We start from the raw sequence: 16,008 nt of genomic DNA, 5'->3' as shown, positions 1-16,008 counted from the left end.
CGGCCAGCGAAGTCGATATCGCGGGGTCTCAGTCCGTGCGGCGCTTGAGCAAATCGATCGAGGATGCGTCGGCATCTTCGAGATCGCGTATAACGTGGCGTCGTCGACGCCGGCCGGGCGTCAGAAGGCGGTGACGATCCCATAGGCACCGGCCGCGATCAGCGCCGAGGCGGGCAGCGTCACCACCCAGGCGACGACGATGCTCGAGGCGACGTTCCAGCGGACGGCGGACAGCCGTCGCGCCGCGCCGACGCCGACGATCGCACCGGTGATGGTGTGGGTGGTCGATACCGGAATGCCGAGCCAGTTCGCCACGAACAGGGTGATCGCGCCGCCGGTTTCGGCGCAGAAGCCCTGCATCGGCGTCAGCCGGGTGATCTTCGATCCCATCGTGTGGACGATCCGCCAGCCACCCATCAGCGTGCCGAGCCCCATCGCCGCCTGGCAGGACAGCACCACCCACATCGGGACGTGGAAATCGCCGGAAAGCTGGCCCTGCGAGTAGAGCAGCACCGCGATGATCCCCATCGTCTTCTGCGCGTCGTTGCCGCCATGGCCGAGCGAATAGAGCGAGGCCGAGACGAACTGGAGCCGGCGAAATGCACGATCGGCGCCGTTCGGGGTCGCGCGAACGAAGACCCAGCTGGTGATCAGCACCAGCAGCAGTGCCAGGATCAGCCCGATCGTCGGCGACAGCACGATCGCGAAGCTGGTCTTGAGCACGCCCGACCAGACCACTGCGGACAGGCCCGCCTTGGCGGTGCCGGCACCGATCAGCCCGCCGATCAGCGCATGGCTCGACGAGGAGGGGATGCCGAGCAGCCAGGTCGCGAGATTCCAGCTGATCGCGCCGATCAGCGCGCCGAAGATCACCTGAGCATCGACGATGTCGGCGTCGACGATCCCCTTGCCGACGGTCTCGGCAACGTGGAGCCCGAAGAACAGGAAGGCGATGAAGTTGAAGAAGGCGGCCCAGAGCACCGCATATTGTGGCTTGAGCACCCGGGTCGACACGATCGTCGCGATCGAGTTGGCGGCGTCATGAAGGCCGTTGAGGAAATCGAACGCCAGCGCGACGCCGATCAGCGCCACCAGCAGGTGGAAGGAAAGGACATGGTCCATGACGTCAGGCGTGATCGAGCACGAGACCCTGGATCTCGTTCGCGACATCCTCGAACCGGTCGGTGACCTTCTCCAGATGGCCGTAGATTTCGCGGCCGATGATGAAGGCCATCGGATTTTTGTCCTGGTTGGCCCTGAACAAGGCCTGCAGCCCGGCGTCGTGGATCTCGTCGGCATGGCCTTCGAGCTTGACCAGCCGCTCGGTGAGTTCATGCAGCCGTGATGCGTTGTTGCCCAGCGAACGGAGCAGCGGGACCGCGTCGGCGGTGATCCGCGCCTGTTCGACGATGATGCCCGCCATGTCGCGCATCTGCGGATCGAACTGCTCGAGCCCGTAGAGGGTCGTGGTCTTGGCGGTCTGGTTCATCTGGTCGATCGCATCGTCCATCGATCCGATCAGCCCGGTGATCGCGGTGCGGTCGAACGGGGTGATCAAGGTCTTGCGGACGTCGACCAGCACGTCGCGGATGATGTCGTCGGCGTCATGCTCGCGATCGACGATCGTCTTGCAATGGGTCGCGATATCGGGACCGCCCTGCAACAGCTGGGCAAGGGCGTCGGCGGCGGCGACGAGCAGCGCGGCATGATCCTCGAACTGTTCGAAGAAACGCCCCTGGCTGGGCATCAGGGCCTGGAACCAACGCACGATACTATTCCTTTCGGCAAGCCAATCGCGGATCGCCGACGATCCGCGATCGAAGATGTTGGGTTTCCAGGACGGCGCCTGGAAACGGACGATGAGCAGTTTGAGGTCGGGTTCGTCGACCGCCACCGCCGCCTCGGTCAGGGTGAACCAGCGGGTTTCGCGCTGGTCCTGCTCGGGCCATTCGGCGAGCTGGCCGGTGACCGAGAAGGGAAAGATGTCGACGGTGGCGTCGCGATCGCCGCCGTCGCGGCGGCGCTTCACATAACGGTAGCTGCCGATCTTGGTGGGGCAGGGAATGCCCTGCAGCCCGGCTTCCTCGAAGGCCTCGTGCGCGGCGGCCTCGTGCGGGCGCAGGCCCTTGATGCGATTGCCTTTCGGAATCACCCAACGGCGCGTTTCGCGCGACGTGATCAGCATCACCTCGACCGCGCCATCCGTGCGCAACCGATAGGGAAGTGCCGCTACCTGCTTGATGTCCCCGACTCCTGCTCCTGCGGCCTTAGAATTATGACAATTTTATTGCAACGCGCGACCGAAGGCCCGCGGTCCGTGATGTTTGCGCACCATAGCCCGGTCCCGGTGGCGAGGGCGATCCGGGCTACTGCGGGATGGCGATTCGCATGCCGCCGGTCGCGCGACTTGCCGTTCGTCGATTCCAGCCTGTCGTTGGTCGGCCGAAACGATGGTTGGTGGAGGCAGATACGCCTTCGGTCGAAGCCGCGATGCCCACACGGCCGAGCCGGCATAGAAACAGATCAACGGCGGACGACAGCCACTTGTCGAAACGCCGCGAACGGGAAAATTCAACGGGTGCAGGCGGATGGCCGGTATCCGGGACATCGGGAGAATCGCCATGAACAAGTTTTTCGCCGCCTCCGCCGCCGCTGCCGCCGCCCTCCTCAACGTCGTCGCCGTGGTTCCGGCATCGGCCGCCCCCGCCGCCTCGACCCGCCTGGTCAGCTATGCCGATCTCAGCCTGACCAGCGCGAACGGCCAGGCGGTGCTCAAGAAGCGGGTCGCGCATGCGGCCGAGGCGCTCTGCGCGATCCATGGCGACCGGTCGGTCCAGGCGGCGATGGAGCAGGATCGCTGCGAGCGTGTGGCGATCGCGCAGGCGATGCCGCAGGTCGAACTCGCGCTGGCCAACGCCGGCACGCAGGTCGCCGACAATGGCCGGGTCTCGGTTGCGGCCCACTGATCGAATACCCACCTAGCTATTCAAAGCCCCCAACACGCGGCCGGACTGGCAATTTCCACCGCGTGGGACACACCCCCGGGTTCCCTTACCCCGGGGGTGTTTTCCGTTCTGAAGCCTGAAATCCGCGCCGAAATATATATCAAGGGCGGAACGATCACGCCGCTGCCGCGTCCTTGGCCGTGACGACCCCGCCTGTCCGGAGGTCGCCCGAACCATATGGATTTTGCGATTGCCCGGCGGACCCATGACGATATTGCCCCGGCCCTGCGCGGCACAACTGCCGTCGCCACCCCAGGTCGCGCCGGGCGACCACAGCCTGTTCATCGATTTCGACGGAACGCTGGTCGATCTCGTCGATCGCCCCGATCAGGTCGGCGCGGACGGCGAACTGATCGGCCTGCTGCGCGCCCTGTCCGCGACGTTCGGCGATCGGCTGGCGATCGTCAGCGGACGGTCGATCGAACAGCTCGACGACATGATCGGACGCGATGCACGATCGATCATCCTGGCCGGCAGCCATGGCGCGGAAATCCGCCAGGCCGGTGAGTTGTTCCGGCCGGCGCGCGCCGCCGGCCTCGATGCCGCCGCCGCCGATCTCGGCGCCTTTGCCGCACGCCATCCGGCGATGATCGTCGAGATCAAGAGCCTGGGGGTCGCGCTCCATTATCGCATGGCGCCCGAAGCCGAGGCCGAGGCGATCGCCGCGGCGGGGGAGGTTGCCGGCCGGCTCGGTCTGGCGATCCAGCCGGGGAAGATGATGATCGAACTTCATGGTGCCGGTTATGACAAGGGTGCCGCGTTGCGGACGTTGATGGCACGCGCAACGATGCGAAACAGTCGGCCGGTGATGATCGGCGACGATCTCACCGACGAGCCAGCGCTGGCCGCAGCGGGCGAACTGGGCGGTTTCGGTATTCTCGTCGGGGCCCGGCGCGAGACCGCGGCCATTTACGGACTGCCCGGCGTCGATGCCGTCCGGGCCTGGCTGTGGAGTATCATCCGATGACCGCGACGCTCGATCTCTGGCCGATCGGCAATTGCCAGGTATCCGCGCTGGTCGATCGCGCCGGCCGCTTCGTCTGGGCATGTGTGCCGCGGGTCGATGGCGATCCGGCGTTCTGCTCGCTGCTTCACGATGCGCCGCGCGGTGCGGATGGCGGGCGGGGCTTCTGGGACATCGATCTCGAGGACGGCGTCCGCACCACCCAGCATTATCTGCGCAACACCCCGATCCTCGTCACCCGTCATGAAGATGATGCCGGCAATGCGATCGAGGTCGTCGATTTCTGTCCGCGCCATTTCCGCACCGGCCGGATGTACCGGCCGGTCGCCTTCGTGCGGATCGTGCGCCCCTGCGCCGGTAGTCCGCGCATCCGCATCCGGCTGCGGCCGGCGCACCAGTGGGGCGCCCAGGATGCCGGCCACACCCGTGGATCGAACCATATCCGCTACATATTGTCCGAGATGACGATGCGGCTGACCACCGACGCCCCGATCGGCTGGATCGAGGACGAAAGGCTGTTCCGGGTCGAGCGACCGCTGCATTTCTTTCTGGGCCCGGACGAAAGCTTCCAGGGGCATATCGGCGACACCGTCGACACGATGCTCGAACATACCGCCCAGGAATGGCGCCGCTGGGTGCGCGCGCTGGCGATCCCGGTCGAGTGGCAGGAGGCGGTGATCCGATCGGCGATCAGCCTGAAGCTGTGCCAGCATGAGGAAACCGGCGCGATCGTCGCCGCGCTGACCACCTCGATCCCCGAACATCACGGATCGCAGCGCAACTGGGACTATCGCTACTGCTGGATTCGCGACGCTTATTACACCGTCCAGGCGCTCAACCGGCTCGGCGCGCTCGACGTCCTCGAATCCTATCTCGAATATCTGCGCAACATCGTCGACAACGCCAAGGGCGGTCATATCCAGCCGCTCTACGGGGTCGGCGGCGAGGCGACCCTGGTCGAACGGATCGAGGAAGGGCTCAACGGCTATCGCGGCATGGGCCCGGTCCGGGTCGGCAACCAGGCCTATGAGCAGATCCAGCACGATGCCTATGGCCAGATCATATTGTCGAACGCGCAGGCCTTTTTCGACCAGCGGCTCTACCGGATCGCCGGCGAGGAGGATTTCCGCGCGCTCGAGGCGGTCGGCGAACTGGCGTGGAAGGTCCATGACAAGCCCGACGCCGGCCTGTGGGAACTGCGCACCAAGAGCAATATCCACACTTATTCGGTGGCGATGTGCTGGGCGGCATGCGACCGGCTTGCCAATGCCGCGGCTGCGCTGGGCCTCGCCGACCGTGAAACCCATTGGCGCGCGCGCGCGACCGCCATCCGCGAGGCGATCGAAAGCCGCGCCTGGCGCGACCAGACCAACCGCATCTCGGCGACCTTCGGCGGCGACGATCTCGACGCCAGCCTGATCCAGTTGCTGGACCTGCGTTTCGTCGCACCCGACGATGTGCGCTTCCAGGGAACGCTGCAGGCGGTCGAGGAAGGATTGCGCCGCGGATCGCACATGCTGCGCTATGCGACCGAAGATGATTTCGGTCTGCCGCATACCGCTTTCAATGTGTGCACATTCTGGCTGATCGAGGCCCTGTGGCTAACCGGGCGCAACGACGACGCCCGGGCGCTGTTCGAGGAGATGCTGGCGAGGCGGACCCAGGCGGGTCTTCTGTCCGAGGATATCGACCCGAACACGGGCGAACTCTGGGGCAATTATCCGCAGACCTATTCGCTCGTCGGCATGATCAATTGCGCCGTGCTGCTGAGCAAACCGTGGAGCAGTGTCAGGTGAGCCGGCTAGTCATCGTATCGAACCGCGTCCAGCCGCCGACAGGCGAGGGGGGCGGCAACCAGGGCGGGCTCGCGGTCGCATTGTCGGCGGCACTGCGCGAGTCGAGCGGCATCTGGTTCGGCTGGTCGGGCGAGACCACCGAGCAGTTCAGCGGCCACATCAATTTCCAGAAGAATTTCGGCGTCACCACCGCGACGATCGATCTCGAGGAACAGGATGTCGACGAATATTATAATGGCTATGCCAATCGGACATTGTGGCCGTTATTTCATTACCGGATGGACCTCGCCGAATTCGAAAGCGGATTCGCCGAAGGTTATGAGCGGGTCAACCAGCGCTTTGCCGAGACACTCGAGCCGCTGATCGAGCCTGACGATCTCGTCTGGGTGCATGACTATCATATGTTCCCGCTCGGCCAGCGGCTGCGCGAGCGCGGGATCGGCAACCGCATCGGGTTCTTCCTGCACATTCCCTGGCCACCCTATCGGCTGATGATGTCGCTGCCCAACCATCGCGAGCTGGTCGAGACGCTGTTCGCCTATGACGTGGTCGGCTTTCAGACCCGCGACGCGCTCGAATGCTTCTTCGATTATGTGCGCGGCGAGCTCGACGGTACGATCGGCGACGACGGCACCGTGACCGTGGGCGAGCGCTCGATCCAGGCGATCGCCTGCCCGATCGGGATCGATACCGAGAATTTCGTCGAGGCGTCGCGGTCGGCGGCGGCGCGCTATGCGCATTATCGGATGCGGCAGAGCGCGAACGGCCGCGACATGATCATCGGGGTCGACCGGCTCGATTATTCGAAGGGGCTCGAGGAGCGTTTCCTCGGCTATGAACGCTTTCTCTCCGCCAACCAGACCCATCATGGCGAGGTGTTCCTGCTCCAGATCGCGCCGCCGTCGCGTGGCGACGTGCAAAGCTATCAGGAGATCCGCGCTTCGCTCGATTCGCTGTCCGGGCGGATCAACGGCGCTTATGCCGACGTCGAATGGGTGCCGATCCGCTACGTCAACCGCGGCTATTCGCGCGATCGGCTGGCCGGGATCTACCGGGCGGCCAAGGTCGGTCTGGTGACCCCGCTGCGCGACGGGATGAATCTGGTCGCCAAGGAATATGTGGCGGCGCAGGATCCCGAGGATCCCGGCGTGCTGATCCTGTCGCAGTTCGCCGGCGCCGCCGAGCAACTGACCCAGGCCGTGCTGATCAACCCTTATAGCGCCGAGGACGTGTCCGACGCGATCAAGACGGCGCTGGCGATGCCGCTCGAAGAGCGTGTCGCACGCTGGCGCGCCTGCATGGACAATATCGAGGCCGAGGATGTGATGTGGTGGCGTCGGCGATTCACCGATGCCCTGGAAGGGGTTCGCCTCCCCGCGCAGGCGGCGTAACCGCCGATGTGATCGGCATCTGGCGCCGGCGGGGCAACGCTTCGGGCATCTCCGCGGCGATGAACGCGATCAGCGCCTCGCGCACGTCGCAGCGCAGGTCGAATGCGGTCGAGGCGTCGCGCGCGGTGACGAGTACCCGCAATTCCATAGTCTCTTCCTTCATGTCGGTGACCTGAAGATTCCAGAAGCGCCGGTCCCAGCGCGGATTGGCCGCGATCAACTCGCCGGCCTTGGCGCGGATGCGCGCGACGTCGGCCGACCAGTCGAGCAGGAAGAACACCGACCCCATCAGCTCGGCGGTCGAGCGCGTCCAGTTCTGGAAGCTTTCCTCGAGGAATTTGGCGACCGGCACGATCAGCCGCCGGTCGTCCCATATCCGGACGACGATATAGGTCAGCCGGATCTCCTCGATCCGGCCCCATTCGCCATCGATGATGATGACGTCGTCGAGCCGGATCGGCTCGGTGAAGGCGAGCTGGATGCCGGCGATCAGATTCTTGAGCGCGGGCTGGGCGGCGGCGCCGACCGCGAGGCCGGCAAGCCCCGCCGACGCCATCAGCGTGACGCCGACGCTGCGGATGCCGGGAATGCTCAGCAGCATCATGCAGACCGTCAGGAACAGCACCGCGAACACTGCGATCCGGGTCAGGATGCCGACCCGGGTGCGCTTGCGCCGGGCGCGCAGATTGTCGGCGACCGAGATGTCGTTGCGCACCATCGTCACGTCCGACAGCGCCTTGATGATCGCGATCACCAGCCATCCGACCAGACCGGGCACGACGAAGCCGGCAATCTGCTGCCATAGCGCGGCGGCCCACGGCTTCAGGTCGAGCCCGCGCTGGGTCATGCTCAGCGCGACCGCGATCAGGATCCAACGCAGCGGCCCGGCAATGCGCTCGACCACCAGTTCGTCGGCCTTGCTCGGCGTGCGGGCCGACAGCCGGCGCAGCATCTTCATCACCGCCCAGTCGATGACCAGGGCCATCGCAATCGCTGCCAGCACCGTGACGATATCGGTGGCCGCATCTGCGACAGCGGGCGGAATTCCGGGGATGTCGGCGATGATTGAACGCATGCGCGGCCAACGTCATGGCGCCGTTGCGGTTCCGCGCCTCTGCCGGAGCGGCCTTGCACAGAGATATGAGAAAGGGGCCGGCGCCTGCGCGCCGGCCCCTTCGATCGGTCGGATCGGATCAGAACGCCGCGGAGTAACGCAGCGCGGCACCCTTGTCGGTCGGGGCCGTCGCGATGTTGCCGGGTTCGCGGCGGACGTAGAAGTTCGCGTCGAACCAGCCACCCGCCAGGCGGCGGCCATAGGAGGCTTCGGCGGTGAGCTCGCGTCCCTTGGGGGCGAGGCTCAGCGACTGCTGGCCATAGGTGACGGCGCCGGTATCATAGTCGTAGCCGGTCGGCAGGTTGAGCAGGTAGCGCCCCGTCTCGACCCGCATCGGCTGCGCGAAGCGCACACCGAAATGGCTCTCGCGGCCGATATGGCTGATGTCGAACGAGAAGGCGTTGGACATCAAGTCGCCGGACAACCGCGCGCCGCGCTTTTCGGCCTGGGTCCAGGCCTGCCGCACCGCGCCGCTGAGCGACCAGCCCTGTCCCATCGCCCAGGTGGCGCGGGTGTCGATGGTCTGGGTCATCGCGCCGCCGCCGCCGAGTGCGGCACCGAAATGCGATCCGAGCACCGTGTCCTTCTCGCGCATCATGCCGACCCCGAACGAGACCGAGACCGGACCGAACTGGCGGTCGGCACGCACCGACACATGCTGATAGCCCGAGTCGCCATAATGGAGGCTGGAAGGCGCGGCGACGCTGCCCTTTTCGGCGGCGAAGGTCAGCCCGGTCGAACCCAGGCTGCTGCGCAGCGCGAAAGAGCGGCCCCTGCGCTGTGCGAAGCTGGGGGTCGAGTCGCTTTCGCGGGCCACTAGGAAGGGCAGGTCGGCACGGCCGTCGAGCATCGCCGACAGGCGGCCGGCGCCCTCGTCGAAGCCGAACACGGCCTGGGTGGTCTTGCCGAGGCGGGCCAGCACGCGGCCCGACAGCAGATGGGCCGCCTGCGCATCGGACTGGCTCAGCCCCAGCTTGGCGATATCGGCGGCCGGCCGGCCGTCATGGCCTTCGAAGGCGTTGAGCGAGACCGCGACCGGCCCCTGGCCGATATTGGAGGTGCGGACGTTGCCGACCAGGCTGCTGACCAGCGGACGCGACGTGCTTTCCTGGCGGATGGTGCCGGCGATATCCACGTTGAAGGCGCGGCCATAGCCGTCGATGATCACCGCCTGGGCCAGCGAGGCCCCGGTCTTGCCCATCGCATCGCCCATCACCGGGCTCAGCTCGCCATTGCTCTCGAGCGATACCGGCACCGTGCTGCCGGCGAGGCTGGCGCCGCCCTGCGGCTGGAAGGCCTTCTGCAGGTTCAGGATGCCGCGACCATAGACCGAGTCGATCCCGGCGGCGCCGGCGTCGGTCGCGGTGGCGTAGAGAAGGTCGACGATCTGCTTCGGCGTCATCGTCGGGAACGCCTGTTCGAGAACCGCGATCGCGCCGGCGATCGCAGGCGCCGAATAGGAGGTGCCCGAGAAGAGATAGTCGATGCCGGTCTGGTTGAACCCTCGCACCGCTTCGCCGAGCGCGGTCAGATAATATTGGCCGTAGTTGCCGGCACGATCCGAGAATGAGGACATCGCATAGTTGGCGTCATGCGATCCGGCGATGATCACCATGCCGTTCATGCCAGACTGGGCCGCCATCAGCGCGAACGCATCGGGATTGGCGGCACCGTCATTGCCTGCCGAGATCACGACGACGATACCCGCTGCGGTGGCGTTGCGGACGGCGTTGATCAGCGTGCTGTTGGGGGTGCTGCCGCCGAGCGACATGTTGATGACCTTGGCGCCGTTGGTGCGGGCGTAATCGACCGCCTTGGCCAGCGACTCGTCGCTATGCGAGCAGCCGCTGCTCGAGGTGCAGGTGCCGACGCTGTCGGTGCGCGCGATCAGCAGGGTCGCGTCGAACGCGATACCGAGCACGTCGCTGCCGTTGCGGCCCGCCGCGGCCACCGCGGCGACCGACGTGCCGTGGCCGGCCTCGTCGCTGATGCCGCGATTGGCGACCATGTCGCGCGACGCGCTGTCGATCCGGCCTGAAAACTGCCCGGTGGCATCGGTCAGGCCGGAATCGAGGATTGCGATCTTGACCCCCGATCCGGTCGCGCCGCTGCTGTAGGCGCCGATGGCATTCGCCTTCACCGCAGCGTTCGAGAGCTGATACTCGGAATCATTATAGTTGATGTTCGCACTATTCGACGTGCTCGGCGTCGGCATTGCCGTCGTCGGGGTCGGCGTGGGCGTTGGCGTCGGTGTGGTTGATGTATCGGTTCCGGCGCCCGACCCGGCCGAAGATGGCGTCGGGGTCGAATTGACCCCGCCACCGCCCCCACAGGCGGCAAGCGCGAGGAAAGGGATGATGCTGACGCACGTCCGCGCCTTGGCCAACTGGATCCGCATACGAAACTCCACAAACACACACTCAACAATGAGCACGAGTGGAGAACTGCCCGAATCAGTTGAACATATAGTTAAACGCGACGCCTATATTTGGTAAAGGCGAAAGTAATATCTCCTAAATGTCCATTTACCATAGTATAGATCGGGGGTGGATTAACCATTAACTGGTTAATGTGCCGGTAACCGCTACATATGGGCTTGCAATTCTAGATGGTGGATGACGGCGGGCCGCGAGGTGGGGTGCCATGTTGCGTCGCAGCATCTTGGGTTGTCCGCTGGGCCGGTAAATAGCGTCGTGCCCGACGGACAAGATAAGTTCGATGATCATCCAATATATAGTCGAGTTGATCTTGCGAATCCGCGCTGGCGGGCGCCGTGCAGGCATCGCGAGTTCCGCTGGCGACTATTTGTCGTTTCAGCGAGTGTGGTGACTGCTGCTTGCAAGGCGAAAAAGACGTTTCTGCCGCTCTTGGTGGCGACATCTGTGAACATCGGCGGAAAACGTGCGCCAGTCCGCGCTTTTTCGCGATTCGTTTCAGGGAATCAACGGGCCGCCGGCCCTGGCCGGTGCACGCTTCGACGTGCCGTCGACCCGGCTTGCCGCGCTCTCGCAACGCAATATGGAACAGTGCACGGGCGCACGTTAACTTTCTAAATTGCTGGATTCACAGGCACTTGTCGGCGTCCGGCGGGGTGGTGGTTTTTTTTGGGGTGCGGAAGAATTTCAATTGCGGCGAAGTTAATAGACTGTTAAAAAATCCCCACGGGAAAGCTGATTTTCTGGTGTGGGAGCCCCAGGCTCGCTCGACCCTCGCGGGGGCAAGGCGGACTTCGGGATTTTGCGTAACCGCGTTTTGGGGGTATTTGCGTTATGTCGGCGAAGGGAAATTCCAAGGCCCGGATGTTGAAGGTTGGCCGCGGCGGCCGCATCGACATCGCCATTGGTGTACTGGCTGCTGCGCTGCTCGAGGTTCGGGCGGCACACGCTGAAGCTCCACTCGGTGACGGACTCTCCCATCTCTGGGATCAGCAATCTGCAGAGCATGTCGATGCGCTGCTGCGTCAGGCGGTTGCCACGGGCGGCGTCGAGTCGCTTACTGCCGATGATCTCGCCAAGCTCCTGACCCCTGAGCGTCTGGCTGAGCTCGGTATCGACGCAAAAGAATTCACCTTCCTCCTCCAGGCTGATCCCGAAGCGGCGATCGCCAGGCTCGAGGCGGCCTTCGCGCAGAAGCTCAAGCTCGCTTCGTTCGAAGCTGCTGCTCACAAGGTCAATTTTGCGGCTTCCGAAGATTCCGAGGGTGGTCGCCATCAGGCCGATGGTGCCGGCGCCGCTGCCTCGGGCGAGGGTGGTGGTATTTCGCCGCTGCTCATTCTGGGCGGTGTGTTCGGCGCGGGCCTCGGTGCTGCGCTCATCATCAACGGCAGCGGTGGGTCTTCCAGCGGTGGTGCTGGTGGTCAGGCGGTCAATTCGCCGCCTCTCGCCAACAACGATGCCGTCACGACGGCTGAAGATGGTGCGGTCACCTTCGATCCGCGCACCAACGACACCGATGCCAATGGCGATACGCTGACGATCACCCAGATCAACGGCACCAATATCACGACGACGACGCCGGTGACGGTGACGGGTGGTGTGGTCTCGCTCAATGCAAGCGGCACGCTGACCTTCACGCCCAACGCCAATTTCAACGGTACGCCGAGCTTCACCTACACGGTGTCGGATGGTCGTGGCGGCACGGGAACCGGCACGGTCAATCTGACCGTGACGCCGGTCAACGATGCGCCGGTTGCGGTTGTCGACAATGTCACGACCCCGGAAGACACGGCGATCACCTTCGATCCGCGTGCCAATGATAGTGACGTCGATGGCAACGCGCTGACGATCACGCAGATCAACGGCACCAATATCACGGCGACGACGCCGGTGACGGTGACGGGTGGTGTGGTCTCGCTGAATGCGAATGGCTCGCTGACCTTCACGCCCAACGCGAATTTCAACGGTACGCCGAGCTTCACCTACACGATTTCCGACGGCAATGGTGGCACGGCGACCAGCACGGTCAATCTGACGGTCTCGCCAGTCAATGATGCGCCGGTCAACGCGGTTCCCACGGGGTTGTCCGGTCTCCAGGGCGGAAGTGTCTCGTTCGTCGGCCTGTCGGTCAGCGATGTCGACTCGGCTTCGCTGACGACAAGGGTGTCGGTTTCGTTCGGCTCGATCGCGGCGGCCACGGTCGCCAATGGCGCGACGTTCACGGTCAACGCCGATGGCAGCATCACCTTCTCGGGTACTGCGGCGCAGATCAATGCCTCGCTGGGTGCCCTGACCTATTCGGGTGGTACGGGTGGTTTCGGCACCGCGACGGTGACGATCACCACCAGCGATGGTGCGCTGACCGATACCGATACCTTCCCGATCAACATCGCTCAGGTCCAGAGCGGCGTGCTCGCGGACGGCTACATCTCCGGTGCGACTGTCTTCATCGACGTCAACGGCAACGGTGTGTTCGATCCGGGCGAGCCGACCGGGACGACGGCTGCTGATGGTACCTTCGCTTTCGCGGGGGCTTCGGGAACGCTCGTGGCTTTCGGCGGTATCAACATCGATACCGGCCTGCCCAACACCGTGACCTTCATGGCGCCGGCGGGTTCGGGGGTCATCAACCCGCTGACCACGGTCCTCGTCTCGATCATGAGCACGGGCGTGTCGCTCGTCGATGCGCAGGCTGCGCTCGCCAGCGCGCTGGGCTTCCCGGCCGGCACCGACTTCACCCATCTCGATTTCCTGAACCCGAGCACCGATCCGACGATCGCGTTGGCCGGTCAGAAGATCGCTGCCGAGATCGCGACGACGCTGTCGGCGCTGGCAGGCTTCGGCGGTGGCGTCCAGGCGCTCGCACTCAAGTCGATCGCGGCAAGCTATGCCGCTGGCACTGCGCCCGATCTGACCAGTTCCTCCTATCTTCATGATCTCTTCCTGTCGGCCGGCGTGCCGGCGGGGCAGGTCGACGCGCTCGCTTTCCAGGCCGCGGCGGCCAACGACACCATCAACAACGCAACCTCGCTCGGCGGGATTTCGGATGCCCAGGAAGGGGCAGGCGGTATCGGTGGCGGTGGCGTCAGCGACACGCTGAACGTCTCGCAGGCGACGATCGACGGTGTGGTGGCCAATGCCGCGACGCTGCACGATGCCGGTTTCATCCATCTCGACGTGGGTGGCGCGACGGTTATCGGTGATATCCACATCACCGATATTCAGGCCGGTGTGCTGATCGGTGAGGGCATCGATTTCGTCTCCGACGACAATGTGTCGATCGAAACCCAGGGCACGACGACTTCGACGACCCTGAAGGGTCTTCAGGATCTTCATGTCGACTCGATCGCGGTTCACTCGAGCAGCTTCTCGATCGATGCGGGCGCGGGTGGTCTCGGCGGCCTGTCGGCGAGCGATCTTCCGACCTTCGTCACCGATGGCCCGGCGGATATCTCGCTGAACATCGATGGTGGCGTCCTCGACACCACGCTCAATCTCTCGACGCTGGCAGGGTCGCTGGCAGCAGCCGGTATCGACCATATCGACATCGGCGGTAGCGGCGTGGTCGGCTCGCTCGAGCTGAGCAGCGCCCAGGCGCTGGCCCTGGTGAATGCCGGCATCGATTTCGCGGCGGCCGACAATATCACCGTCGATCTTGCCGCGAGCGACATCGGTTCGCTCGCTGCGCTCGGCGCGGCGCATGTCGATCATATCGATGTCGTCGGCGATCTCGCGACGATCAGCGATGCAACGGCGGCGCTGCTGATTTCCGAAGGCGTCGATTTCGATGCCAGCGACAACATCACGGTCGATACGCAGGGCACGACGACTTCGACGACTCTGAAGGGTCTTCAGGATCTGCATGTCGATACGATCGCGGTTCATGGCGGTCATTTCTCGATCGACGCAGGCGTGGGCGGCCTTGGCGGGCTCACCGGCGATCTGCCGACCTTCACGATCGCGGAAACCGGCACGGATCCCGACGTTTCGCTCAACATCGACAGCGGCACGCTCGATACCACGCTCGATCTTTCGACGATCGCCAGCCATCTGGCGGCAGCCGGTATCGATCATATCGATGTCGCCGGCAGCGCAGCGGGCTCGCTCGACCTGACCGGGACCCAGGCGATCGATCTGATCGGCGCCGGTCTCAACTTCGTCGAAGCCGATAACATCACCGCGCATCTGACGGCGGATCAGGTCACCAGCTCGGCGATCGACCTCGCTCTCGCTCATGTCGACCATCTCGATGTGATCGGTGATGTCGCGCAGATCGACGACGGTACGGCGGCGCTGCTCGTCGGCAGCGGCGTGGACTTCGCGACCGGTGACGACATCACCGTCGAGGCGCACGGCACCCATATGGCGACGTCGCTCGAAGGGCTTCAGTCGCTGCATGTCGACACGGTGGTCGGTGACGGCTTCCACAATGTCCTGAAGCTCGATGTCGGTATCGATGGTCTGGCTTCGCTGGCATCCGGCGGTGCACTTCCGCAGTTCGCGGACGCGCTCGATGTCACGCTCGACATCAAACTGTCCGATCTCGACGCCCTGGCGGCACAGGCCGCGGCACTCCATGCTGCCGGTATCGATCATATCGGTCTCGATACGCCGCTGACCAGCCTGACGGCCGACCAGCTGGCAGCGATTGCGAACATCACGGCGTCGACCGGGCTGACGATCGATTATGATCCCAACCCGGCACATCAGAACGACTATGGTTCGCTGATCACCCTGCTGGAAACCGATCCGGCGACTCCGGTCGACAATCCAGTGACCGTGCCCGATGCACTGGCGGCATCGCTGGTCGAATCGGGTGCAGTGTCGACGCTGCTCCAGGACAATCTGGTGATCGACGCGACCGACTCGGGCGACAGGTTGCTGACCAGCCTCAAGTCGATGGCCGATCTCGGCGTCGACAGCGTGAACCTGCCGGACCACGGCAACCAGCCGGTCTATATCGATCTCGGCTTCGACAGTGCGACGCCGACCAGCAGCGAGCTGGCTCAGTTGCTCAGCGCGGTCGATCCCAGCGGCGACACCACGCCTCTGCTGAGCGGTGCCAGCCATGTCGGCCTCGTGCTCGACCAGTCGGCGCTCGATGCACTGGCCGGGGTGACCGACTCGATCGCCCACCTCCAGGATCTCGGCTTCACCGAGATCGACGTGGTCGGCGGTACGAGCATCCCGACCGAGTTTGCGAGCGCGCCGATCGAGATCAAACTGATCGGTGAGACCGACGATCTTTACGATTACTTACACCATCATCGGTGATAGGTTATCACCGTACGGTGGTGGTAGGG

The 16,008-nt window shown here is 64.6% G+C and carries 9 protein-coding genes; 5 read left to right on the top strand and 4 right to left on the bottom strand.

Features of this window, described 5'->3' with window-relative positions; translation table 11 throughout:
* Positions 1 to 120 precede the first annotated feature (120 nt).
* Both AC1RM6_RS21850 and AC1RM6_RS21845 read right to left on the bottom strand, forming a co-directional pair.
* A complete protein-coding gene (locus AC1RM6_RS21850; RefSeq protein ID WP_493105103.1) occupies positions 121 to 1,122 on the bottom strand; it encodes an inorganic phosphate transporter in 1,002 nt (333 codons plus the stop codon).
* 4 nt (positions 1,123 to 1,126) lie between these two features.
* Positions 1,127 to 2,242: a DUF47 family protein gene (locus tag AC1RM6_RS21845; RefSeq protein ID WP_493105386.1), complete on the bottom strand. Its 1,116-nt coding sequence runs from the start codon at positions 2,240 to 2,242 to the stop codon at positions 1,127 to 1,129.
* Between the two features lie 379 nt (positions 2,243 to 2,621).
* Between AC1RM6_RS21845 and AC1RM6_RS21840 the strand changes: the two genes are divergently transcribed.
* From AC1RM6_RS21840 to AC1RM6_RS21825, 4 genes are all read left to right on the top strand, one after another.
* The gene (locus AC1RM6_RS21840) at positions 2,622 to 2,966 is read left to right on the top strand and encodes a UrcA family protein (RefSeq protein WP_493105101.1); all 345 of its coding nucleotides are present in this window, start codon (positions 2,622 to 2,624) and stop codon (positions 2,964 to 2,966) included.
* A gap of 244 nt (positions 2,967 to 3,210) precedes the next feature.
* Positions 3,211 to 3,972, top strand: coding sequence for a trehalose-phosphatase (gene otsB / locus AC1RM6_RS21835; RefSeq protein ID WP_493105099.1), 762 nt, complete (start codon positions 3,211 to 3,213; stop codon positions 3,970 to 3,972).
* Complete coding sequence (locus AC1RM6_RS21830) at positions 3,969 to 5,765, top strand: glycoside hydrolase family 15 protein (RefSeq protein WP_493105097.1); 1,797 nt, start codon at positions 3,969 to 3,971, stop codon at positions 5,763 to 5,765. The genes otsB and AC1RM6_RS21830 overlap by 4 nt, the downstream gene beginning before the upstream one ends.
* Positions 5,762 to 7,156, top strand: a complete 1,395-nt coding sequence (locus AC1RM6_RS21825) for an alpha,alpha-trehalose-phosphate synthase (UDP-forming) (RefSeq protein ID WP_493105095.1) — start codon at positions 5,762 to 5,764, stop codon at positions 7,154 to 7,156. The genes AC1RM6_RS21830 and AC1RM6_RS21825 overlap by 4 nt, the downstream gene beginning before the upstream one ends.
* On the opposite strand, the gene AC1RM6_RS21820 is transcribed toward AC1RM6_RS21825, so the two are convergent.
* Together AC1RM6_RS21820 and AC1RM6_RS21815 are read right to left on the bottom strand one after the other, a co-directional pair.
* Entirely contained in the window at positions 7,110 to 8,141 is a 1,032-nt protein-coding gene (locus tag AC1RM6_RS21820; protein ID WP_493105093.1) for a mechanosensitive ion channel family protein, read from the bottom strand. The two genes, AC1RM6_RS21825 and AC1RM6_RS21820, sit on opposite strands and share 47 nt — an antisense overlap.
* 208 nt (positions 8,142 to 8,349) lie before the next feature.
* Positions 8,350 to 10,485, bottom strand: a complete 2,136-nt coding sequence (locus AC1RM6_RS21815; protein WP_493105092.1) for a S8 family peptidase — start codon at positions 10,483 to 10,485, stop codon at positions 8,350 to 8,352.
* Positions 10,486 to 11,539: 1,054 nt separating this feature from the next.
* Between AC1RM6_RS21815 and AC1RM6_RS21810 the strand changes: the two genes are divergently transcribed.
* A complete protein-coding gene (locus AC1RM6_RS21810; RefSeq protein ID WP_493105090.1) occupies positions 11,540 to 15,979 on the top strand; it encodes a cadherin-like domain-containing protein in 4,440 nt (1,479 codons plus the stop codon).
* The last annotated feature ends 29 nt before the right edge of the window (positions 15,980 to 16,008 follow it).

It is taken from the genome of Rhizorhabdus sp. GW822-FHT03C02, assembly GCF_058801765.1.
Note: the sequence above shows the minus strand (reverse complement) of the source record. Positions and strands in the feature narration are given on the sequence as shown.

Bases quoted from the DNA above. Each gene is read 5' to 3' on its own strand.
- AC1RM6_RS21850 (WP_493105103.1), bottom strand. From the start codon at position 1,122: ATGGACCATGTCCTTTCCTTCCACCTGCTGGTGGCGCTGATCGGCGTC.
- AC1RM6_RS21810 (WP_493105090.1), top strand. From the start codon at position 11,540: ATGTCGGCGAAGGGAAATTCCAAGGCCCGGATGTTGAAGGTTGGCCGC.
- otsB (WP_493105099.1), top strand. From the start codon at position 3,211: ATGACGATATTGCCCCGGCCCTGCGCGGCACAACTGCCGTCGCCACCC.
- AC1RM6_RS21830 (WP_493105097.1), top strand. From the start codon at position 3,969: ATGACCGCGACGCTCGATCTCTGGCCGATCGGCAATTGCCAGGTATCC.
- AC1RM6_RS21815 (WP_493105092.1), bottom strand. From the start codon at position 10,485: ATGCCGACGCCGAGCACGTCGAATAGTGCGAACATCAACTATAATGAT.
- AC1RM6_RS21820 (WP_493105093.1), bottom strand. From the start codon at position 8,141: ATGGCCCTGGTCATCGACTGGGCGGTGATGAAGATGCTGCGCCGGCTG.
- AC1RM6_RS21840 (WP_493105101.1), top strand. From the start codon at position 2,622: ATGAACAAGTTTTTCGCCGCCTCCGCCGCCGCTGCCGCCGCCCTCCTC.